Here is a 20,533-nt window from a genome sequence, read left to right as displayed (position 1 = left end):
TCTGCCGGGCAGCCCGCCGACGTTTGGGCCGCCTGTTATCGGATGACCAAGCGTGTGTTATTTCTTGCAATCGATGACTTTAAAGTCTTTCGAGTAGCAGATGCGCAATTCGCCCGAATGCTTTTCATAGCCGAGCCAGCGGCCTTTCAGCTGCGGGTTGTGCTGCTTCATCCACTGGAACAGCGCATTTTTCGGCATGGTAGTGTCCGGCAACTTCAAGGCCTGGAACAGTTCGCGTTCCTTCTCGAAATACTCCTTGGCCGTGTCGAAATCGCAGGCGCCATGCTTTTCCCATTCGCCCTGCAGCAAAGCTTCGCCGGGCTGCATGCACATATACGGCAGGATGTCCGACGGCGCCAGTTTCGGCAAATTGCCCTTGCAATAGCGCGGGTGCAGCTCCGTCTTGCGCGGCGGCGTCACGGAGATGTCTTCGCAGGTGGCCGGATTGTCCGACTGCGCCCACAAGCCATGCACGATCCAGCCGAAGTGATTGCTCTCGGCACACTGGAAGGCAGCCTTCTTCGACACTTCGCCGCGGCGGCGCTGGCTGTCGCAAAAGCCGGGCGACCACGACAGCGCCAGCATGAAGGAATCGGTCGGCACATTCGTGCTCTGCTTGTAGCACGTGTTTTTCTCGTCCGACGGTTTCACGTCGTAATCGGCATAGCTGACGTTGCGGGGAACGGCGCACGTGGCGTCGGCCGCGTGCACGGCGCCAGCGGACAGGCCGAGGAAAACGGCGGCCAGCGCGGGCAAGACAGAGCGGATTTTCATCGAGTTTCCTTCAAGATATAAAAAACGCCGGCAACTGGGTGCCGGCGCGGTCAAAACGAACAACATCAGTCACGCCACCTGACAAAACCGTAGCGAGCTGCAGTGAGGCTCGGCGCCCCCTTGCGGCCAAGAAGCGCAAGCGTCACTGGTACGGTGAGCATCGCCGGCCGTACCAGTGACGCGCAGCAGGTTTGCTCAGGTGACATCGGTTAGCAAACTTTGTGCATCCAGCCATGCGCGTCCGGTGCCGTGCCATGCTGCAAGCCCAGCAGCGCTTCGCGCAGGGCCAGGGTGACGGCGCCGTTTTCATTGTTGTTGATGGTCATTTCAAAGCCATTGGCCTTGGCCACGCCCACGGGGGTGATGACGGCGGCCGTGCCGCAAGCGAACACTTCGGTCATGCGGCCCGAGGCGATGTCGTCGCGCCATTGCTGGACCGACAATTTACGCTCTTCCGTCGCATAGCCGAGGTCTTTCGCCATTTCCAGCAGGCTGCGGCGGGTAATGCCTGGCAACAAGGTGCCCGTCAGTTCCGGCGTCACGACGGTGATCTTCTCGCCATCTTTATACACGAAGAACAGGTTCATGCCGCCCATTTCTTCGATGAATTCGCGGTGCACGGCGTCCAGCCACACGACCTGGTCGCAGCCCTTTTCCTGTGCTTGCGACTGGGCCATCAGGCTGGCCGCATAGTTGCCCGCGCACTTGGCTTCGCCCGTGCCGCCTGGCGCGGCGCGCACGAAGTCTTCGCTGATCCACACGGTGACGGGTTTCACGCCTTTCGGGAAATAGGCGCCAGCTGGCGAGGCGAACAGCACGAACAGGTATTCTTCCGACGGACGCACGCCCAGGTAAGGATCGGTGGCGATCATCAGCGGACGCATGTACAGGCTCTCGCCTGTGTTCTTCGGCACCCAGTTGCGGTCTTGCGCGATCAGCGCGTCGCCCGCTTCCAGGAACAGCTCGACGGGGATGGCCGGCATGGCCAGGCGCGCGGCGCTGCGGTTGAAGCGCTCGGCATTCTGTTCCGGGCGGAAAGTTTTGATGCTGCCGTCCGGCTGGGCAAACGCCTTGTAACCTTCGAAGATGGCCTGGCCGTAGTGCAGGGACGACGCGGACGGGTCCAGCATCAGCGGACCGTAGGCTTTCAGTTCGCCTTGCTGCCACTTGCCGTCGCGGTAAGGAATCACCACCATGTGGTCGGTAAAGATGCGGCCAAACGCCGGGTTGACCATGCGCGCGGCGCGCTCGGCATCGGACAAGGGGTGGGCGGACGGGGTGACGACGAGATTCGGTGTGGAAGTGGTCATGGCAGCAACAGAGGAGTAAAGGAATAAAGAGGTTGCCTATTGTAGCGCCTAATCCGCCCAGCGAGGGAGCGCAGCGCCCGCCTGCCTTGCTGCAGCGCATCAAGGCAGGCGTCATCTCAGCAGGGGCGCAGGCCTTTGCCCCGCCCTGCCTGCGCTTCCTCGGCGCAATGGCTGCAGCGCATCTGCACGGAAATCACGTTCGCGCCGATTTCCATGCCATGCGTGGCCGCCGCCTGGCGCAACTGCTCCACCAGCGGCGCGTCCTGCACCAGCACGCTGCGCTCGCAGACCCGGCACACGAGATAGCAGCTGTCCGCCTCCACATGGTCGGGCTTGATCAAATAGCGGGCCTTGTTGCCGCTGGCGCTCGCTTCGCGTTCGCGCAGCAGCAAGCCCGCCAGCTCCATTTCCTTGAGCACGCGGTAAATCGTGCCCAGGCTGACGGCAATGCCCATTTGCTGCAATTGCTGATAAATGCTTTCCGCATTCATGGCCTGCCGCTGCGTGCCGGCCAGCACCTGCAGGATGCAGATGCGCGCGCTGGTCGGGCGCAGGCGCACGGCGCGCAGGCGCTCGAACACGCGGCCGCTATCCTGGGTGTGAATGTCTTGCATGGGATTCTCCGCTTGTGCGTTCAGCTCTACTGACATTGCCAAGCGAGAAGATAAAAAGGGAACCGGAAAATGAAAAAAGGCGCCGTCCCGCTCTGCCGGGATGGCGCCTTGTGCTACATCAAACGGGCGAACATCAGAACTTCATGTTGGCCGTCAGGGTTGCCGAGCGGCCCGGTGCCACGCCGGCGTAGTGCGGCGAGGAGACCTTGTCGAAGTACAGCTTGTTGGTCAAGTTCTGGATGTTCAGCTGCAGGGTCACGTTGCGGTTGACCACGTAGCTGGCCATGGCGTCAAAGCGCGTGTAGGCCGGGGCAAACTTGTTGTTGGCCACGTTCGCATAGACTTTGTCGACGTAGTTCACGCCGCCGCCCACCGTGATGGCGGGCGTGACCAGATACGAGGTCCACAGCGACGCGCTGTTTTTCGGCGTGGTGGGGAACTGGTTGCCGTTGTATGGCGACGGCGCGTATTGCGTCACGCCATTGATCACGCCATTCGTCACATAGCCGTTGTTTTCCACGATGGCGTTCAGGTGCGTATAGCCGCCGAAGACCGACCATTCCTTGGTGATATTGCCGCTCACGCCCAGCTCGATCCCCTTGACTTGCTTGTCGCCCACGTTTTGCGTGCTGCCGTCCGGTGCCGTCACGCGCGCATTGCTCATGTCGCTCTGGAAATAGGCGCCGCTCACGGACAGGCGGCCGCCGGGCAGCACTTCCCATTTCGTGCCCAGCTCGAAGCTCTTGCTTTCCTGCGGTTTCAGGTTCTGGATGGCGGCCGTCAAGCCGTCGATGCCGTCGCCGCCGTCATTGCCCGGTGGCGTGGACGAGGTTCCGTAGGAAACATACACGCTGCTGTTGGCCGATGGCTTGTACACGAGGCCTGCCTGGTAGCTGGCGAAGGTGGCGTGCACGTTGGCGCTGCTGGCGGCGGTGACCTTGCCGTCGAGCGTGTATTCCGGCGTGTTCAGCGAGCTCTTGTAGTCATCCCAGCGGATGCCGACGTTGAGCAGCCATTGCGGCGTGAATTCCAGCGTGTCGAAGCCGTACACGGAACGCGTGTTGGTGACGATGTTGGTGCGTGCCGGCGACACCGAGCGCGTGTAGACCCACGGGTCGTTGGCGTTCGGGTTGATCAGCGGCGCGCAATTGTAGCCGGTGGCGGCGCCCGACGTCTGGCAGGCGGTGGTGCCGTTAAGCAAGTTGTTCGTGCCCGGCTTGAAGATGTACGAGCTGCGGTCGGTTTCCTCGCGGCCGATTTCCAGGCCCAGCGTATACGTGTTCTTCACGCCGCCGGCCAGGAATTCGCCGCCCAGGCTGGTCGCATTGGCCAGCGCCTGCGTATCGGTCGTGCGCGTGTTGGCGCGGCGCCAGACAGTGCCGTACAGCATGGTGTTGCCCTTGGAATCGTCAGGCTGGGTCCACACGTAGTCATTGCTGGTCTTGCCGTAGCGGGTCACGTTGCGCAGCACCAGTTTGTTGCCGAATTCGTGGCGCACGTCGATGGTGCCGATATCGCTCTGCGTATCGCGGAAATCGCGGTTCACCAGGCCGTAGAAGGTTTCGCGCGGCACGTTGACGGGCGTGCCATTGCCGTTTTTCGACACATTCGCGCCGGACGAAAACGGGTTATTGAATGGCAAACCGGTATCGGGCAACTCGCTCGACTGCATGTGGTAGTAGCTGAGGGTCGCCTGCGTGGCCGACTTCAGGCCGAAGGTGATCGACGGCGCGATGCCCCAGCGGTCGCCATTGATGTAGTCGCGGCCGGCCACGTGGGCGTCATGCGCCATCACGTTGACGCGCACGGCCACGTCGTCGCTGATGACACGGTTCACGTCAGCCGTGGCGCGGCGGTACTTGGCGCTGCCCAGGCCCACGGTGGCGTTGGTGAAATTGTCGACTTTCGGGGTCTTGCTGATCAGGTTGACGCCGCCACCTGCGGACGAGCGTCCACCGTAGGCCGAGTTCGGGCCCTTGACGACTTCGATTTGTTCCAGCGCAAAGATTTCACGCGATTGCGAACCCGTGTCGCGGATGCCGTCGATATACGTGTCCGTTTGCGCGTTGTAGCCGCGGATGAACAGATTGTCGCCCACGGGGTTGCCGCCTTCGCCGGCGCCGATGGTGATGCCCGGCACGGTGCGCAGCGCGTCCGTCAGCGAGACGGCGCCCGTTTGCGAAATGATTTCAGCAGGAATCACGGTCACGGATTTCGGCGTGTCCAGCAGCGGCGCCGTCAGCTTGTCGTTGGCCGACTTGACCGGGGCCTGGATCAGGCGATCGGCCGTGCCGACGACCTTGACTTCCTGCAGTTGCTGCGGCTTGTCCGTCGTTTGCGCGTGCAGCGCCAGCGGCATGGCCAGGGTGGCGAACGCGGCCAGTGCCGTGCCGTGCATGCGCGGCGTGGAAGTGGTCTGGTGCTTGCGGCTGCGGATGGTAACGCCCGCTTTGTCTTTCGATGTCATCGCTATCTTTCAATCTATCGGATGGAATAAGTTGGCTGGCTACTGCCCCCCGGCAGTTGGCTGGCTCGTTGATTGCTTGGTGCTACAAACTGGGGTACGACAACACTAGAACCGCCACAGCGCCGTCATGCGCAGCGCCCGGGGCGAACCGGGCGCGATGTTGTCATTGCTGTGGGCGGAGGCATAATATTTTTTGTTGAACAGGTTTTCCAGATTCAGCTGCCACTGAAATTTCCCCGGTGGCTTGAAGTAAACGGCGCCGTCGACCCGGGCAAAGCCCGGCAGCGCCACCGTATCCGACACGGAGGCATATACGGCGCTGCGGGCGATCACGCCCAGCGCCACGCCCCAGGCCGGGGAAAAATCGTAGCGGTTCCACAGCGACAGGCTGTGCCTGGGCACGTGCGCCACCGTGGCGCCCGCCAGGGCCGTGGCCGATTGCGTGGCCGTCAGCACGGCTTTTTGCCAGGCATAGCCGCCCGCGATGCTCCAGCCGGGCAAGACCTTGCCATTGATCTCCAGTTCCAGCCCCTCGCTGCGCTGGCCGTCGACCAGCATGGCCCGCGTGGTATCGAGCGGATCGGTAACGGCGACATTGCTGCGCTCCAGGCGGTACAGGGCCGCGCTGGCAGACAGCAGCGGCGCGATATCCCATTTGGCGCCCGCCTCCACGTTGCGGAAACGCTCCGGCTCGAACACGGCATTGCTGGGCGTCAACGATGCCAGCTGCTCGCCCGCGCGCGGCAGGAAGGATTGGCTGACGCTGGCATACAGCGACAGGGCCGGCACCGGCTGATAAATGAGGGCCGCGCGCGGCGACCATGGCGCATCCGTGCGGGCGATGCGCGCGCCGTTGCGCCTGTTGACGAAGTCGACGGCGAAGCGCTCGTAGCGCACGCCCGCCACGGCCTGCCAATGCGGCCCGAAACGCAGCTGGTCCTGCAGATAAATGGCGGCCGTGTCGGCCACGCCATGGTTGTCCGCATCCGTGGCGCTGGGACGGAAGGTCACGGGCAAGTCCGTCACCGGGTGCGCGGTGGGCAGGCTGATGTGCGTGACATCGTCCCCCAGGGTGGTGAAATAACCGGTGTTGCGCAGATTGTCCGTCGTCTGGCGGCCCAGTTCCACGCCCGCCGTCAGGCGGTGCTGCACGGCCCCGGCCGTCACAGTCCACTCCACGTCCGTCTGGTTGAACAGGTTGCGCCGCTTGGTCGCGCTGTTGTACGCCAGCACCGTCACGCTGGCCCCATCCGCACTGACGGGACCGGGAAAGGCGTTCTGGTACAGCTTGTCGTAATCGGCCAGGCGGGTGCGGTTGCGCACGCTGACACCGCCACCCAGGTCGTGTTCCACCGTCACGCCCAGCGCGTCGATATACGCCCACGACGGGCTGCTGCCGGCGATGCCGAAGAAGGTGGACGGGTCCGTCTCGAACGGCCGCCCCTGGTAGGAAGGCACGCCCCGGTCCGTCACCCGGTCATCGCGGAAATGTTCGTAGCTGGCCACCACCATGGTGCGCGGCGACAGGCGCCAGGCGGCAACGGGGTTGATGGCGCTGCGGCGCACGTTGACGCCCTGGCGAAACGAGTCGCTGTCTTCCGCCATGGCGTTGACGCGCACGGCCACGCCGGTGCCGACCACCTGCTGCACATCGAGGGCGGCGCGCCGGTTGCGCCAGCTGCCCAGGCTTGCCGTGACCTCGCCATCGCTGCTCCATTGCGGCTGCTTGGTGGCGCGGTTGATGACGCCACCGCCGCCACCGCGGCCAAAGACCATGGCGTTCGGCCCCTTGATGGCTTCGACTCTTTCGATATTGTAGAAATCGCGGTAGTACTGCACGTCGTCGCGCATGCCGTCCAGGTAAAAATCCGAAGTTGAGCTGTTGCCGCGCATCACGGCCGTATCGCGGTTGCCCTCGCCTGCGGCCGTGCCCACGCCCGGCATGTAGCGCATGGCGTCGGCCATGCTGCGCATGTCCTGGTCGCGTATCAGTTCGCCCGTGACGACGCTGACGGCTTGCGGCGTGTCGCGCAAGGCCGTGTCATTGCGGCTGGCGGTGGCGGAGCTGGCGCGGCGGTAGCCATCGTCGCTGTCGCCTTGCACGGTGACAGGCGCCAGCACCTGCAGGCCCGTCCCTGCTCCATTCGCGTCGGCATGCAGGGGCACGGGCGCCAGGCGCACGATGTAACTTCCATCCGGCAACTGCACGGCCACGAGGCCCGTGCCTGTCAGCAATTGCCGCAAGCCCTGGCTGGTGGCCACGGTGGCATTCAGGCCGACGCTGCGCTTGCCCTGCGTCAAGCCGCCTTCGGCCGACAGCAAGATCCCCGCCTGGCCCGCAAACTGGCGCAAGGCCTGGCCCAGCGGCGCGGCGGCGATGCGGAAGCTGCGCGCGGCCTCCTCCGCCGCCAGGCCATGCATGGCAGGCACGGCCAGCAGCGCCGCAGCCAGGGACAGCGGCAGCAGGCGGCGGGCAAACGGCAGAGGTCGGGGTAAAAACGGCACGGCTTCCTTTGTTATATTGAGCAATTGTATTGAGCAAGCTACTGTTACCTTGCCAAACAACTTTTCAAAAAGGGAACCTCTTTTTGAGAAATATTCTTATTTACTGTTTCGGCTGTGCTTCGACCGTGACCCACCAGTCATGCACGCGGTGGATTTTCACGGGCAAGGTCGCTTCCAGCGCTGCCAGGATGCGGTTCGTGTCGGCCAGCGGATAGCTGCCCACCAGGCGCAGGTGCGCCACTTCAGGCGCGCAGCCCAGGTGGCCGTGCCGGTAGCGCGACAGTTGCGCAAGGAAATCGTCAAGCCGCATCTGCTCCGGCTGCAAGCGGTAGTCGATCCAGGCGGCCGCATTCGGATCGGCGGCAAACGGCTCGCCGATGTCGCCAGCGCCAAAGCGGACCTGCTGGCCTGCTGGCACGATGCGCGGCGTGCCGCCGTCGCGGGGCGCCACTTCCACGCTGCCCTCGTAGACGGCCAGCAAGGTGCGCTCGCCCTGCGGCTGCACGCTGAAACGCGTGCCCAGCGCGCGCAGGCGCCCGTGCATGGTGTCGACCACCAGCGGCCTGGCCGGCTGCTGGCGGTCGCGCGCGCTGGCAATATAAATCTCACCGCCATGCAGGGCGATGCGGCGCAAGCCCGGGCTGTAATCGATGTCGAGGGACGTGGCCGTGTTCAGCCACAGTTGCGAACCATCGGCCAGCGCCAGCTGGCGTATCGCGCCGACCGGCGTCTTTTCTGCCGCATGCAGGCTGGCGATCCAGCTGCGCGTGTCGCGCCGCAGCAGCATGGCGCCGCCCATCCCGCTCGTCAGGCACAGCGCCAGCAGCCCCTTGACGAGGCCGCGGCGCGCGGCGTCGCTGTGGCGCGGGCCCGCATCGTCGAGCGCCTGGCGCGCCGGCTCGCCCGGCAAGTGCCGGAATTCGGCGCTGACGGCCTCCACCCTGCGCCAGGCGGCGCGGTGGGCGGGCGACTCGGCATGCCAGCGTTCCCACGCCTGCTGCTCGGCAGGTCCGGCATCGTCGCCGCGCAGCACGGCGAACCATTCGGCCGCTTCCTGCAGGATGGCATAGTCGGCCGAGCGCTGCGCTGGCGGCATGGCTGGATCAGTCTGCATCATCCATGCACAGCATGCATTGCAGCATGGCTTGCGCCATGTATTTTTTCACCATGCGCTCGGACACCTCCAGCTGCGTGGCGATCTGCGCATACGTCAGCCCGTCGATCTGCGCCAGCAGGAAGGCCTGGCGCGCGCGCGGCGACAGGGTGTCGAGCATGGCGTCGATGCGGTACAGCGATTCGACCACCAAGGCCCGCTCTTCGGGCGATGGCGCCGTCAGTTCGGGCCGGCTGGCCAGGGCGGCGAGGAAGGTGCGCTCCAGTGTCAGGCGGCGCCAGTGGTTGACCAGCAAGCCATTGGCGACCGTGCTCAGGTAGGCACGCGGTTCGCGCAGGCCGTCCGCCGACTGCGTGGCCAGCATGCGGACAAACGTGTCTTGCGCCAGGTCGGCCGCACCGTCGCGGCAACCCAGCTTGCGCCACAGCCAGTTATACAGCCAGCCATGATGGCTGCTGTACAAGTCACTGAATGCGTCGATGGAAGGAGAAATGGTGGACACGGGCAAACGAGCAAAAGGGCTGCCGAACTTGCCAGCCAAGTGGGTCAGCGCATCAAGCACTCATGTTCGGGCACGCATGACCACAGCGCACGATCACGAATGAGAATGATTTTCATTTTCACATAATTTCACTGTGATGTAAATTATCAATGTCATCATTTTCAACATCCGTGGCACTTTGCGCCACAAATGAGGGCACGCCATTATTTGCGAATGATTCTCGTTTGCGATACTATGTCAGCCTTCACCCTTACTGCCATGCCGCCTGACGCCGTGGCAGCGCTATCGAAAGCCGATTCATGCCTACTTCCCCTTCCCTGCCCCAGCCCCAGTTGCGCGCCAGCGCCGACGGGGCGCCGGATGCCCGGCAGCAGCGCCAGCATGCCGCCACGCCCACACCACGGCGCTGGCACTGGAGCTGGAAGCAGGTGTGGTTCCAGCTGCACTGGTTTATCGGCATCACGGCCGGCACGGTGCTGGTGATCATCGGCCTGAGCGGCGCCACCCTGGCCTTCAAGGATGAATTGCTGGACCTGATGAACCCCGGCGTGCGCCATGTTCCAGTGGAAACGCGCGCGCCGCTGACGCCGGGCCAGCTGGGCAGCATCGCGGCGGCCGAACACGGCCAGCGCGTGGCCTCCATCACGGTGTACGCCGAGGCAGGCGCGGCGCCCCGTTTATTCTTTGCGCCGAAGAATGGCCAGCGGCGCGGCGTATCCATTTATGTGCACCCGTACACGGGCGGCACCCAGCCGGCACTGGCGGGCGCGGAATTTTTTGAATGGACGGAATCCCTGCACCGCTGGCTGCTGCTGCCACGCGATCCGGGCCGGCAGGTGGCGGGCGCGCTGGCCCTGTGCCTGCTGGGCCTGGCGTTGTCCGGCCTGTACCTGCGCTGGCCCCGCCGTCCGCTGGACTGGCGCACCTGGCTGACCTTCGATCCCGCCTTGAAAGGCCGCTCCTTCCTGTGGAATCTGCACGCCGTGGCCGGCACCTGGTGCCTGGTGGTCTACGTGGCGCTGACCCTGACGGGGATCTACTGGAGCTATGACGTGGTGCGCGACAATATCGACGCCTGGGCCGGCAAGCCCCCGCGGGTGGCGCAAGCGCCGGGCAAGAAGGGACCTGGCAAGGAGAAAAAAGAAACGCCGGCAGCCGATATCGGCCTGGCCTGGACCAGCTTCCAGCAGCATGCGGCCGGCTGGACCCTGGCCAGCGTGCGCATGCCCACGCGCCCGGGCGACGCCGTGCAATTCACGTGGCTGGCCAGCGACGCGCCGCATGAGCGGGCGCGCAGCCGCCTGTCGATTTCACCGGCCGACGGCAGCATCACGGAAAACGAGCCGTACAGCCAGCAGGGCCTCGGTTCGCGCCTCGTCAACATCATCTATCCGCTGCACATGGGTACGTATTTCGGCTTGCCGGGCCGCATCATCGTCACCCTCGCCAGCCTGGGCCTGCCCCTGTTCGCCATCACGGGCTGGATGCTGTACCTGGGCCGCCGCAAGGCGAAACGGGCGGCACAGGCGCAGCGCGCCATGCTGGGCGCCGGCGCGGCCGATAATACAGACACGGGCTTGCCCACCCTGGTGGCCTACGCCAGCCAGTCGGGCCAGGCAGAGCGCCTGGCGCTGGAAAGCGCGCGCGCCCTGCAGCAAGCGGGCGTGGCCGTCGACGTGCAGTCGCTGGACCAGTTCGACCCCGCGCAATTGCGCCAGTATGAACGGGCCCTGATCGTCGCCAGCACCTTTGGCGAAGGCGAGGCGCCGGACGGCACGCGCCGCTTCGCGCGCCTGCTGCAAGCGACCCCGGGCACGCCGCTGGCTGGCCTGGAAGTGGGCGTGCTGGCCCTGGGCGACCGTCACTACAGCGCGTTCTGCGGCTTTGGCCATGCACTCGAGCGCCAGCTGCGCGCACTGGGCGCCACGTCCCTGTTCCCGCTGATCGAAGTCGACAAGCATGACCCCGCCGCCCTGGCCGACTGGTCGCAAGCGCTGGCCCGCTGCAGCGGCAGCGCCATCGACGCCATCGGCGTGCAGGAAGAGGCATCGTACGGCACCTGGCATCTGACGCGCCGCGTGCTGCTCAATCCGGGCAGCCTGGGCGGCGAACTGCACGAAATCACCCTGGCCGGACCGGCCGGTGCAACCTGGGAAGCGGGCGCGCTGGCGGAGATCATCCCCTGCAATGCGGATGGCAGCGATGGCGATGCAGCTCACGCAGGTAACGCAGCAAACGCAAGTAACGCAAGTAACACCGATAACGCCGATAACGCCGGCAATGCCGGCAGCGCCCATCACGCGCCGCGCAGCTACTCGATCGCCTCGCTGCCGTCCGATGGCGAGCTGCAATTGCTGGTGCGCCAGGAACGCCATGCGGGCGTGGAAAACCAGGGTCACGGCCTCGCTTCCGGCTGGCTGACGCGTTTCGCCCCGCTGGGCGGCCCTATCCGCTTGCGCCTGCAAGCCAATCCCGTCTTCGCGCCCGCACTGGTGGACGTGCCCTGTATTTATATCGGCAACGGTTCCGGCCTGGCTGGCCTGCGCTCGCACCTGCGCGCCCGCCAGCGGGCGGGACTGGCCCGTAACTGGCTGCTGTTCGGCGAGCGCCAGCAAGCGTTTGACAGCGTCTGCGGCGCGGAGTTGCAAGGCTGGCTGGACAGCGCGCACCTGGCGCGCCTGGACCGCGTCTTTTCGCGCGATGGCGTGGCGGCAGGCCAGCGGGAGTACGTGCAGGACCGCTTGCGCGCCAGCGCCGGCGAACTGCGCGCCTGGCTGGAACAGGGTGCCATCGTCTACGTGTGCGGCAGCCTGCATGGCATGGCGGCCGGCGTTGATGCTGTGCTGCAAGAATTGCTGGGCCAGGATGGCGTCGACGCCCTGCTGGCAGCGGGACGCTATCGCCGCGACGTGTATTGAGCCACATCAAAGCATCTTGCTGGCCGCCGCCCTGTGTGCGGCGGCGAACGGTGAGGAGCAGCCAGACGGCTAGAGTGGGGACATGGCGGCAAGCGCGCCGCCCCACTCCCACACTGCGAGGCTTCCCATGAAAAACCCCTGGATGAGCATGTACCTGAGCGCCGCCAACCGCATCGCCAACACGGCGCGCGGCCACGCCACGGCAGCCGTCAAGCGCGAAGCGGCCAAGAACACGCGGCAGCTGACGCAAGTGTGGCTCGACTCTTTCCTGCCGGCGGCGGGCCAGCCGCGCAAGCGCAGGAAAGCCAAATAAGGCGCGCCGCGCGCCATTTCGACAGGTTCACTGGTGCAGTGCACCACAGCAACTAGTTGAAGTTTCAAACAAATGAACTAAACTGCAAGCATGGTAATAAATATATGAGTACGTGATTGAAGTGACCGGCAGGCGCCGCATCCCCGCGCCGCCACCGGCTCATCAGGAGACGACCATGTTGACGCTCAAAGTGCTGACCTGCCTTGCCCTCTCGGCCCTGCTGCTGGTTCCGCTGGTGATGCGCGACGCCATGCAGACGTCGGCCGGGCAAACGCTGCAGGTACCGAATGTCGATGCGCAGGCTCTCTGGGCACGCTGGCCCAAACATTAATAATGCGCGCGGCCGAGAAACGCCGCTGGCTGCGTGGCGTTGACTTGCCGTACTAGCCGTACTGTCTGCGTCAAAGACGCCTTGCCAGCGGCTTTTTTCAGCGGCGCTCGGTCACGGGGCGCATCGTGCAAACCCACTTCTGCGTGGGGAGGGAATTTGTACTTTTATTGTTAAGTCATCTGGCCGCCAGTGCCTGCCGCGCCCGCCTCTCTTCATCACACTCTTGATCCAGATCATGGATTTACCTTTGCGCTGCGCCCACACTGGAACAGCCCGCTTCGCATCGGGACGGGCTTAACCGGGAGTTCGGCATGCATGATTCGCATTGGAAAGAGGAGATGGCGCTGGGAGTGCCCGCCATCGACGAGGCGCATGAGGCGCTGTTTCTGGAGCTGGCGCGGCTGTCGCAATTGAGCGACCAGCATTTCAGCGTGGGCTTCCGCGACTTGATCGCGGCGGTCGAGCGCGATTTCCGCGAGGAGGAAGAGTTGATGGAAGAGATCGGCTTTCCCTCGCTGGCGAACCACCGCGAACAGCATGCGCGCGTGCTGAGCGGCTTGCACCACGCCTGGGCCGCCGTCGATGAAGGCGATCTGGCGCAGGGACGCCACGCACTGTCGCTGCTGCCGCAATGGCTGGTGTTTCACCAGGCCACCATGGACTTGGCGCTGGCGGCGGCGCTGGAACTGGTGCAGCGCCAGCCCAACTGAACGGACCTACAGCAGCAAGACCGTGGCTTGCTCCGGCAGCACGACGCGGTAATGGCCCGGGTATTTGTCTTCACCGTCGAAGATCTTGCAAAACACCGGCTGGTTGATGTCATTGACGGCCGGCTCGTTCATCGGCAAGGTGGCGATCAGCTGGTCGCCGTCCATCAGGCGCAGCGCGCTACCCGTTTCTGCCGCGCAAAAGGCCAGCGACTGCACCTCGTTGGCGAACGGCCGCTTGTACCATGGCGTGATGGCCCGCACGGCACGCCTGGCATCGTGCAAGACCTGGCCCACGCGCGTCACATTCCACGCATCGCGCGCCACGGCGGGCTGGATGACGATATTCGCCGTCAGCTCACCCTTGCCCTTATTCACGAGGAACGTGCCATCCTGCGCGGCGATATCGTCGTTGAGGGGCACGACAAACACGCCCCCTTCCGATACCTTGATGGGAATCGGTGCGCCATTGCCTTGCAAGGCCACGCGCACGTCGTCGATACTGGCGCTGAGCTTGGCCGGGATCAGGCGCAAGGCCATGACGACGTTGCCGCTCGACACTTGCCAGACTTTCTTGGCCGTCAGATAACTTTCACGATAGGCCGTGAAGCGCACGCGGGGCGGCTTGGCATCGGCACTGGCCGTGATGGTCACCGTTTGCGGCGGCAGCGGCTCCGCAGCGGGCGCTGGCGCGGCGGCGGTCGGCGGCGCGGCATCGGTCGTGGCGACATGGGTGGACGCTGCCGCGGCAGAGGACGACGCGCTGGCTGCGGCGGATGCGCTGGCACTCTGCTGCGGCGCGGGAACAGCCGGTGGCGGCGCGTGCTCCTGGGCCTGGCCCAGCGAGACGACACACCACCACCCTGCACAGGCTATCCATGTACGCATGCAATTTCTTTCAATTAGGAAAATATTTTGTCAGCTGCATTATCGCAGAAGCCTGCAAAAAACGCCGCGACCGGCCAGCATCCCTCGCCATGCACTCAATTGGTGCGCGCGATTGCTTAATTGGCAAATATCGCTTATATTGATAATGATTCTTATTCACGACAGTGCCACCAAGACGTGACAGGAATCACATGTACGTCCTTTCCATCGTCGCTGCACGATGGAACTGCTATCCGAGCCAGACCCCGGGCCAGCGTCATGCCATCCCCCCAGCTACTGCGCCATCCGCCAGACGAGATAGGAACACTCACGACTAAAAATATCTCAGGAATAAAATGCAATCGACTCCAGAACGTCCCCAACCCGCGTTGCGCCCCCTGCCCCGCTTGTTACACCTTGCCCTGTTCAACCTTGCCGCCGGCGTGGCCAGCGCCTGCCTCTCCCTGCCGGCGCGGGCGGCTGATGCCCCGCCGGACGACGCGCCCCTGACCATGCCGGCCGTCACCGTGCTGGGCCAGTCGACGGCCAGCACGGAAGGCACAGGCTCCTACACGGCGGGCGAGGCGCGCAGCGCCACGCGCATGGACCTGTCGCTGCGCGAAACGCCGCAGTCGGTCAGCATCATCACGCGCCAGCTGCTCGATGACCTGGGCGCCGTGCGCCTGGATCAGGCGCTGGCGCAGACGACGGGCATCCAGGTAGGCCAGAACGATACGGAACGCACGCGCTTTTATGCGCGCGGCTTCGGCATCGACAATCTCCAGATCGATGGCATGGCGCGGGGCGGCAATGCGCCGCTGCAAGACACCATCCTGTACGACCGCATCGAAGTCATCCGCGGGGCCACCGGCCTGATGGGCGGCAAGGGCGACCCGTCGGCCACCATCAACATGATACGCAAGCGGCCGACGAAGACCTTCCAGGCCAGCGCCGGCCTCATCATGGGCCGCTGGGATGACCAGCGCCTTGAAGCGGATATCTCCACGCCCCTGAACGCGGCAGGCAGCGTGCGCGCACGCGCCGCCCTGGCCTGGCAAAAACGCGATTCCTACCTGGACATGTACCACGAACGCAAGACGGTGGGCATGGTCGTCCTCGAAGCCGATTTGCGCCCAGGCAGCATGCTGACGGCCGGCGTCGACTTCCAGGACAACAAACCCACGGGTGCCACCTGGGGTGCCGTGCCCTACTGGAATGCGGACGGCAGCCTGGCCAACTTGCCGCGCAACACGAGCCTCACGACGCCATGGAGCACCTGGGCCAACAAGCAGCATACCGTGTTCACTTCGCTGGACCAGCGCCTGCCCGGCAACTGGAATCTGCACCTGGGCTATGCGCGCACGGAAAGCACGAACCGCACCACGGTCGCCTATGCGGGCGGCGGCCATCCCGACCCGGCGACGGGCGAAGGCATGCTCCTGTGGACGGGCGCCTATGGCCCGGGCAAGACCACGAACGACAACTTCGACGTGTACGCCAGCGGTCCTTTCACCTTGCTGGGACGCAAACACACGGCCATCGTCGGCTGGAACGGCGGCAACCAGCACGCCCGTTCGCTGGGCGGCGAAGCGGAAATCCACTATCCCGATTTCGTCCCCGACTACCGTAGCTGGACCGGCAACATTCCCCGTCCTGTCTTCCATCCTGACGGCTCGCACACGGAAACCGTCACGCGCCTGGCGGGCGGCTTTATCGCCACGCGCCTGAGCCTGGCCGATCCGCTGCACCTGATCATCGGCGCGCGCAGCAGCACTTACCGCACGGACACGCGCAACTACGATACCCAGGGCGTGTACACGGGCAGCAGCGACTTTGCGGAAACGCGCAATGAAGTCACGCCCTATGTCGGCGCCGTCTTCGACATCAACAAGCAGTATTCGGCCTACGCCAGCTTCACGCAGCTGTTCAACCCGCAAACGAGCAAGGACCGCAACGACAAGTTCCTGCCGCCGGAAACGGGCGACAACGCCGAGCTGGGCATCAAGGGCGAATTCTATGAAGGCAAGCTGAACGCGTCCGCCGCCCTGTTCCGCACGCAGAAAAAGAACCTGGCCGAGCTCGACCGCACTGTGCCGCCCGGTTTCCTGCTGCCCGATGGCAGCCAGGCCATGGTGGCCAACGGCGCCGGCATCACGGCCAAGGGCGTCGAGTTCGACGTCTCCGGCCAGATCACGCCGGCCTGGGAGGCGAACGGCGGCTACACCTATCTGCATGCAGCCGAGGCCGATGGCCGCCGCGCCGCCACCACGCAGCCGCGCCATCTGCTGCGCCTGGCCACCAGCTACCGTTTCGACGGCCGGCTGACGGGACTGAGAGTGGGCGGCAGCATGACGGCGCAAAGCGCCACCTACAGCGAGTCGTGGTATGGGCGTCCGCCAGCGGGAGACATCAGCAACATCCCGCAGGCGGGCTATGCCTTGTATAACGCCATGGCCGTGTATACGCTCAACCGGCACGCCAGCGTCCAGCTGAACGTGAATAATCTGCTGGACAAGAAGTACTACCGCAACGTGGGCTTCTTCGACGGCGTCTTCTGGGGTGAACCGCGCAACATCAGCCTCGCCGTGCGCGGCACGTACTGACGTGAACGTCAGGCCGGCGCGCTGCGCCAGTGCGCGGGCGCCGGCAAGGTGAAGCCTGCGAGCAGGGGACCGCCGACGGGCGCCAGCACGGCGGCGCTCACTTGCTGGAACGCCAGCTGGCCGGCGGGCAAGTCGCTGGCCACCAGGCGCAGCGCTCCGTCCAGCCGGGCGGCGGTGGCGGCGTCGAACGCCTGCAGGCGGCGAAACAGGTGCTTGCCGCTGCCGCTCCACTGCCCCGCCGCGCGCAGATGCAGGTCGGCCAGCCATTCGTAGAGCTGGCAGGCAACGGCCAGCGCTTCGCCCTGCTGCGTGCTGTCGACCAGGTCTTCCAGCGCAGTGGTGATGGCGTAGCGGCGCCGCTGCAGGCCCTCCACGTCCAGCACGGGCGGGCCGGCAGCGTCGATGGCATGCGCCAGCCCATGCAGGCGCGCGCAGGCATCGCCGGGCGCGAGAATGTTTTCCCCTTCCACCACCATGCGCGCCAGCGGCACCTTGCCGCCGGGGGCATCGATTTCACCGCAAAAATAGGTGAAGGTGGCCAGGTCGTGCCCGAACAGCTCCACCGTGCGCCCTTCTGCCACGAGGGTGTCGCGCCAGGCGCACTCGACGTGGTCGAACAGCAGCAGCAAATCGATATCGGAACTGGCCGTCTGCCGGCCGCTGGCGAACGAGCCGCCGATGATGGCCGCCACGGCCGAGGGATAGCGTTCGTGCACCAGGCGCGCGGCAATCGCGCGGATATCGTCGTAGGTGGGGATGTTTGCCACAGCCAGTTCTCCATGCCGAAAAACGCTATCCTACACGCGGTGGGCAGCATGCCGCCATCCTGCTACACTGGCGTTCATCTCTTCACCGCGGCGTGTACAAGGAACGACAATGGAATACGTATGTATCGTGGTGCCCTCGCCCGTGGGCGAGCTGACCCTGGTGGCGCGCGGCGCGGCCCTGGCCGCCATTTTGTGGGAAAACGACAAGCCGAACCGCGTGCGCCTGGGCGCGATGCGCGTCGACGACAGCCATGCCGTGCTGCAAGAGACGGCGCGCCAGCTGCGCGCCTACTTCGCCGGCACGCTGCAGAGCTTTGACGTGCCGCTCGACTTTGCCGGCACGGCGTTCCAGCAGGAAGTCTGGCGCGCCCTGCTGACGATACCCTACGGCCAGACGCGCAGCTATGGCGAGATCGCGCGCCAGATCGGCCGCCCCGCCGCCGTGCGCGCCGTGGGCGCCGCCAACGGGAAAAATCCCATCTCCATCATCGCCCCCTGCCACCGGGTCATCGGCGCCACGGGCGAGTTGACGGGCTTCGCGGGCGGCTTGCACGCCAAGGAAACCTTGTTGGCGCTGGAAGGCATTTCCCTGTCCAGCGACCGCGAGGCGCTCAAGACGGGGCATGCCCGGCGCCGCGCCAGGCAGGTCGATACGGCCCAGGGCTGTCTGTTTTAGGCGGCAGCACCGGTTCCCTTGTGGGATACTCTCGCCTTCCGCTCAAGCCAACATTGCCTATGCCCTACCTTGTCATCCTGTTCTTCGCCGTCCTGTATTTGCTGGCCACCTTCTTTTTCCATATCCCTGCCTTGGTCGCCCTCGTGTATGGCGTGCTGAGCCTGAGCTGCTTTGTGGCCTATGCGATCGACAAGTCCGCCGCCAAAGGGGGCCGCTGGCGCACCTCGGAACGCACCTTGCTGCTGCTGGGATTGTTGTGCGGCTGGCCGGGCGCCGTGCTGGCGCAGCAATGGCTGCGCCACAAGTCGAGCAAGCGTTCGTTCCGCACCCTGTTCTGGATCACGGTCGCCATCAATATCGGCGCCTTCGTGTATTTCAGCATGCATTACGCGGCCCCCGATATCGGCACGGACGTGGCGCCCATCGAATTGTAGAACCGGAGAGGCGCCTGGCGCCTTACTCGCCCAGCAGGCGCAGCGACTCCAGCCAGTCCGCCTTCCACTCGCGCAGCAGGGGCTGCGTGGCGAACGCCTTCTTCAGGTGCGCCATCGGCACGCGGTGCACGTCGTGCAAGCCGAACGCCAGCGTCACGGGATGCCACAGGTGGCTGTTCTTGCCGCCGCGTGAATTCTTGCGCACGCGGGCGCCGTCGTCGCCAAAGATGCCCACGCCGCTGGCCATCCCCTTGTCCAGGTCGATTTTGCCCACGCCGGCAAAGGCGATGAGGATCTGTTCGCGGCCCAGGCCCTTCAGGGCGCTGGGCAGGACGACGGGCGCGGCTTTTTCAACGTCTTCCCCGGCAGGCTGCGGATGCTGCAGTTCCTTGAGCAAGCGCAACAGGTCGCGTTCCTGGAAATGCAGGCCGTCCGCCGGCACGCGCAAGCCTTCCCCCTTGAGTTCGATGGCGATATTGCCCGAGTCGCGCGTGAAGCGCAGCCAGACGTCAGGGGCGCCCGAGGCCAGGTGCTGCTTGTCGCCGATGAAGACGACGGGCGCCGCATAGCGCGTCACGCCGTCCTGGAACAGCTCGGCCCATTCCTCGCTGTAGTCGAGCCACACATACGGCAAGCCGCCCTGCTCCAGCAGGCGCGCCAGGTTCCACGGGGAGCCTGTCTGTTCAGCCAGCCAGGCGCAGGCGTCCAGGGCGGTGGCACGGTAGGGCAAAGGGAGGGAGGTCATGGCGGTTCCGTCGATCAAAGTGGAGCGCAGTGTAGCAGACGCAACCATCGGCGCCGTCAACAGGCGCATCTGGCGCGCCTTTTTGACGCGATGTGCTAGGCTGGAAGCATCAGCACGCGCCATGGCCATCCCGGCAGCATGGCGCATCACCGCGAGGGGATATCATGCATTCCAGCACCAACGCCGCCACCGCACCCGCCCCGCCACCGGAGCGCGATTCGCCCACCCCGGCCAGCGAAAGCCACGCCGAGGAAATCCTGGATGAAGCGCTGAAGGAAAGCTTTCCGGCCAGCGACCCGATCGCCATTGCCACGCCCAAACCTGCGCCCAGGACGCCCGCCTGAGAGCGCCAACCCGCCTGCCACCATAAGGTGGCATTTTTTTATCTTCTCCTGAATCCAAACGGCGCGCCCGCGCGTAAATGGCTATGCCATCACCCAAGGAAGTGACCACGCGGAAAGGGAATGCCATGCAGCACTACAGCAAAAAGACGGATCCCATGGATCAGCGCCTGTATCTGGCCCGGCGCATCGACCAGGCCGATGCCCGCTTGCAGCGATTGCACGACGCGGCGGCCCGCGAACGGTGCGCGCAATGGATCACGGCCTGGGCCGTGGCGGCCGGCGCCGACGCGCCGCGCGGCATGAAATTGCGCATCCGCGGCGAATTCATTTTACTCTGATGAAAGTAAAAACCCCGCCCCGTGCAGGCGCAGGGGGCGGGGCTGGTTCATCCGACACGCGGCCAGTCACACTAGTCGCGGTACTGCTCCGGCGTCGTGTCGCCGTCGGCGATTTCGTACCACATCGCATTGAGCACGGCGAAGGTCGCCGCCAGCGGCAGACCCAGTATCCAGGCGAAATACCACATAATGATTTCCTTTCTT

Annotated in this window: 20 protein-coding genes; 9 read left to right on the top strand and 11 right to left on the bottom strand. The window is 65.0% G+C overall.

The window, feature by feature from the left end:
- Nucleotides 1-57 precede the first annotated feature (57 nt).
- The 7 genes from ACZ92H_RS27815 to ACZ92H_RS27785 all read right to left on the bottom strand — a co-directional run bounded on the left by ACZ92H_RS27815 (nt 58) and on the right by ACZ92H_RS27785 (nt 9,286).
- The gene (locus ACZ92H_RS27815) at nt 58-774 is read right to left on the bottom strand and encodes a ribonuclease T2 family protein (RefSeq protein WP_465051782.1); all 717 of its coding nucleotides are present in this window, start codon (nt 772-774) and stop codon (nt 58-60) included.
- Between the two features lie 209 nt (nt 775-983).
- The gene (locus ACZ92H_RS27810) at nt 984-2,084 is read right to left on the bottom strand and encodes a branched-chain amino acid aminotransferase (protein WP_465051781.1); all 1,101 of its coding nucleotides are present in this window, start codon (nt 2,082-2,084) and stop codon (nt 984-986) included.
- A 116-nt stretch (nt 2,085-2,200) separates the two neighbouring features.
- Entirely contained in the window at nt 2,201-2,698 is a 498-nt protein-coding gene (locus ACZ92H_RS27805) for a Fur family transcriptional regulator (protein ID WP_465051780.1), read from the bottom strand.
- A gap of 133 nt (nt 2,699-2,831) precedes the next feature.
- Entirely contained in the window at nt 2,832-5,165 is a 2,334-nt protein-coding gene (locus tag ACZ92H_RS27800; protein ID WP_465051779.1) for a TonB-dependent receptor, read from the bottom strand.
- A gap of 105 nt (nt 5,166-5,270) precedes the next feature.
- Entirely contained in the window at nt 5,271-7,670 is a 2,400-nt protein-coding gene (locus tag ACZ92H_RS27795; protein ID WP_465051778.1) for a TonB-dependent siderophore receptor, read from the bottom strand.
- 100 nt (nt 7,671-7,770) lie between these two features.
- Nucleotides 7,771-8,787 carry a FecR domain-containing protein gene (locus ACZ92H_RS27790; protein ID WP_465052385.1) on the bottom strand — a complete coding sequence of 339 codons (1,017 nt, stop codon included), beginning with the start codon at nt 8,785-8,787 and terminating at the stop codon, nt 7,771-7,773.
- The gene (locus tag ACZ92H_RS27785) at nt 8,774-9,286 is read right to left on the bottom strand and encodes a sigma-70 family RNA polymerase sigma factor (RefSeq protein ID WP_465051776.1); all 513 of its coding nucleotides are present in this window, start codon (nt 9,284-9,286) and stop codon (nt 8,774-8,776) included. Before ACZ92H_RS27785 ends, ACZ92H_RS27790 begins: the two co-directional genes overlap by 14 nt.
- A 299-nt stretch (nt 9,287-9,585) precedes the next feature.
- Between ACZ92H_RS27785 and ACZ92H_RS27780 the strand changes: the two genes are divergently transcribed.
- The 4 genes from ACZ92H_RS27780 to ACZ92H_RS27765 all read left to right on the top strand — a co-directional run bounded on the left by ACZ92H_RS27780 (nt 9,586) and on the right by ACZ92H_RS27765 (nt 13,558).
- Nucleotides 9,586-12,204 carry a PepSY domain-containing protein gene (locus ACZ92H_RS27780; RefSeq protein WP_465051775.1) on the top strand — a complete coding sequence of 873 codons (2,619 nt, stop codon included), beginning with the start codon at nt 9,586-9,588 and terminating at the stop codon, nt 12,202-12,204.
- A gap of 127 nt (nt 12,205-12,331) precedes the next feature.
- Entirely contained in the window at nt 12,332-12,517 is a 186-nt protein-coding gene (locus ACZ92H_RS27775; RefSeq protein WP_131376945.1) for a hypothetical protein, read from the top strand.
- A 175-nt stretch (nt 12,518-12,692) separates the two neighbouring features.
- Entirely contained in the window at nt 12,693-12,848 is a 156-nt protein-coding gene (locus ACZ92H_RS27770) for a hypothetical protein (RefSeq protein WP_465051774.1), read from the top strand.
- A 311-nt stretch (nt 12,849-13,159) separates the two neighbouring features.
- Nucleotides 13,160-13,558: a bacteriohemerythrin gene (locus ACZ92H_RS27765; RefSeq protein WP_465051773.1), complete on the top strand. Its 399-nt coding sequence runs from the start codon at nt 13,160-13,162 to the stop codon at nt 13,556-13,558.
- 6 nt (nt 13,559-13,564) lie between these two features.
- Here ACZ92H_RS27765 and ACZ92H_RS27760 read toward each other — a convergent pair whose 3' ends face one another.
- On the bottom strand, nt 13,565-14,443 hold the full coding sequence (locus tag ACZ92H_RS27760) for a hypothetical protein (protein ID WP_465051772.1): 879 nt from the start codon (nt 14,441-14,443) through the stop codon (nt 13,565-13,567).
- A gap of 335 nt (nt 14,444-14,778) precedes the next feature.
- On the opposite strand from ACZ92H_RS27760, the gene ACZ92H_RS27755 reads away from it, so the two are divergent.
- Nucleotides 14,779-17,025 carry a TonB-dependent siderophore receptor gene (locus ACZ92H_RS27755; RefSeq protein ID WP_465051771.1) on the top strand — a complete coding sequence of 749 codons (2,247 nt, stop codon included), beginning with the start codon at nt 14,779-14,781 and terminating at the stop codon, nt 17,023-17,025.
- Between the two features lie 8 nt (nt 17,026-17,033).
- Here ACZ92H_RS27755 and ACZ92H_RS27750 read toward each other — a convergent pair whose 3' ends face one another.
- Complete coding sequence (locus tag ACZ92H_RS27750; RefSeq protein ID WP_465051770.1) at nt 17,034-17,792, bottom strand: nucleotidyltransferase domain-containing protein; 759 nt, start codon at nt 17,790-17,792, stop codon at nt 17,034-17,036.
- A gap of 109 nt (nt 17,793-17,901) precedes the next feature.
- Here ACZ92H_RS27750 and ACZ92H_RS27745 point away from each other — a divergent pair, with 109 nt between their 5' ends.
- Nucleotides 17,902-18,468, top strand: a complete 567-nt coding sequence (locus ACZ92H_RS27745) for a methylated-DNA--[protein]-cysteine S-methyltransferase (RefSeq protein ID WP_465051769.1) — start codon at nt 17,902-17,904, stop codon at nt 18,466-18,468.
- Nucleotides 18,469-18,527: 59 nt separating this feature from the next.
- Nucleotides 18,528-18,902 (top strand): DUF1294 domain-containing protein, encoded by a 375-nt coding sequence (locus ACZ92H_RS27740; protein WP_131376965.1) that lies wholly within the window; start codon nt 18,528-18,530, stop codon nt 18,900-18,902.
- A gap of 22 nt (nt 18,903-18,924) precedes the next feature.
- On the opposite strand, the gene ACZ92H_RS27735 is transcribed toward ACZ92H_RS27740, so the two are convergent.
- Entirely contained in the window at nt 18,925-19,647 is a 723-nt protein-coding gene (locus ACZ92H_RS27735) for a hypothetical protein (RefSeq protein WP_131376968.1), read from the bottom strand.
- Between the two features lie 164 nt (nt 19,648-19,811).
- Here ACZ92H_RS27735 and ACZ92H_RS27730 point away from each other — a divergent pair, with 164 nt between their 5' ends.
- Nucleotides 19,812-19,991 (top strand): hypothetical protein, encoded by a 180-nt coding sequence (locus tag ACZ92H_RS27730; RefSeq protein ID WP_465051768.1) that lies wholly within the window; start codon nt 19,812-19,814, stop codon nt 19,989-19,991.
- A 125-nt stretch (nt 19,992-20,116) separates the two neighbouring features.
- Entirely contained in the window at nt 20,117-20,329 is a 213-nt protein-coding gene (locus ACZ92H_RS27725) for a hypothetical protein (protein ID WP_131376982.1), read from the top strand.
- A 71-nt stretch (nt 20,330-20,400) separates the two neighbouring features.
- Here ACZ92H_RS27725 and cydX read toward each other — a convergent pair whose 3' ends face one another.
- Complete coding sequence (gene cydX, locus ACZ92H_RS27720; protein WP_034757467.1) at nt 20,401-20,517, bottom strand: cytochrome bd-I oxidase subunit CydX; 117 nt, start codon at nt 20,515-20,517, stop codon at nt 20,401-20,403.
- Between the last annotated feature and the right edge of the window lie 16 nt (nt 20,518-20,533).

It is taken from the genome of Janthinobacterium foliorum (assembly GCF_978021625.1).
The sequence above is the reverse complement of the archived record's forward strand: the minus strand, read 5'-3'. Positions and strand labels throughout refer to the sequence as shown.

Excerpts from the sequence above, each read along its gene's own strand:
- ACZ92H_RS27790 (WP_465052385.1), bottom strand. The coding sequence starts at position 8,787 with ATGATGCAGACTGATCCAGCCATGCCGCCAGCGCAGCGCTCGGCCGAC.
- ACZ92H_RS27730 (WP_465051768.1), top strand. The coding sequence starts at position 19,812 with ATGCATTCCAGCACCAACGCCGCCACCGCACCCGCCCCGCCACCGGAG.
- ACZ92H_RS27815 (WP_465051782.1), bottom strand. The coding sequence starts at position 774 with ATGAAAATCCGCTCTGTCTTGCCCGCGCTGGCCGCCGTTTTCCTCGGC.
- ACZ92H_RS27780 (WP_465051775.1), top strand. The coding sequence starts at position 9,586 with ATGCCTACTTCCCCTTCCCTGCCCCAGCCCCAGTTGCGCGCCAGCGCC.
- ACZ92H_RS27745 (WP_465051769.1), top strand. The coding sequence starts at position 17,902 with ATGGAATACGTATGTATCGTGGTGCCCTCGCCCGTGGGCGAGCTGACC.
- ACZ92H_RS27755 (WP_465051771.1), top strand. The coding sequence starts at position 14,779 with ATGCAATCGACTCCAGAACGTCCCCAACCCGCGTTGCGCCCCCTGCCC.
- ACZ92H_RS27775 (WP_131376945.1), top strand. The coding sequence starts at position 12,332 with ATGAAAAACCCCTGGATGAGCATGTACCTGAGCGCCGCCAACCGCATC.
- ACZ92H_RS27725 (WP_131376982.1), top strand. The coding sequence starts at position 20,117 with ATGCAGCACTACAGCAAAAAGACGGATCCCATGGATCAGCGCCTGTAT.
- ACZ92H_RS27765 (WP_465051773.1), top strand. The coding sequence starts at position 13,160 with ATGCATGATTCGCATTGGAAAGAGGAGATGGCGCTGGGAGTGCCCGCC.
- ACZ92H_RS27800 (WP_465051779.1), bottom strand. The coding sequence starts at position 5,165 with ATGACATCGAAAGACAAAGCGGGCGTTACCATCCGCAGCCGCAAGCAC.
- ACZ92H_RS27805 (WP_465051780.1), bottom strand. The coding sequence starts at position 2,698 with ATGCAAGACATTCACACCCAGGATAGCGGCCGCGTGTTCGAGCGCCTG.
- ACZ92H_RS27810 (WP_465051781.1), bottom strand. The coding sequence starts at position 2,084 with ATGACCACTTCCACACCGAATCTCGTCGTCACCCCGTCCGCCCACCCC.
- ACZ92H_RS27760 (WP_465051772.1), bottom strand. The coding sequence starts at position 14,443 with ATGCGTACATGGATAGCCTGTGCAGGGTGGTGGTGTGTCGTCTCGCTG.
- ACZ92H_RS27735 (WP_131376968.1), bottom strand. The coding sequence starts at position 19,647 with ATGACCTCCCTCCCTTTGCCCTACCGTGCCACCGCCCTGGACGCCTGC.
- ACZ92H_RS27740 (WP_131376965.1), top strand. The coding sequence starts at position 18,528 with ATGCCCTACCTTGTCATCCTGTTCTTCGCCGTCCTGTATTTGCTGGCC.
- ACZ92H_RS27770 (WP_465051774.1), top strand. The coding sequence starts at position 12,693 with ATGTTGACGCTCAAAGTGCTGACCTGCCTTGCCCTCTCGGCCCTGCTG.
- cydX (WP_034757467.1), bottom strand. The coding sequence starts at position 20,517 with ATGTGGTATTTCGCCTGGATACTGGGTCTGCCGCTGGCGGCGACCTTC.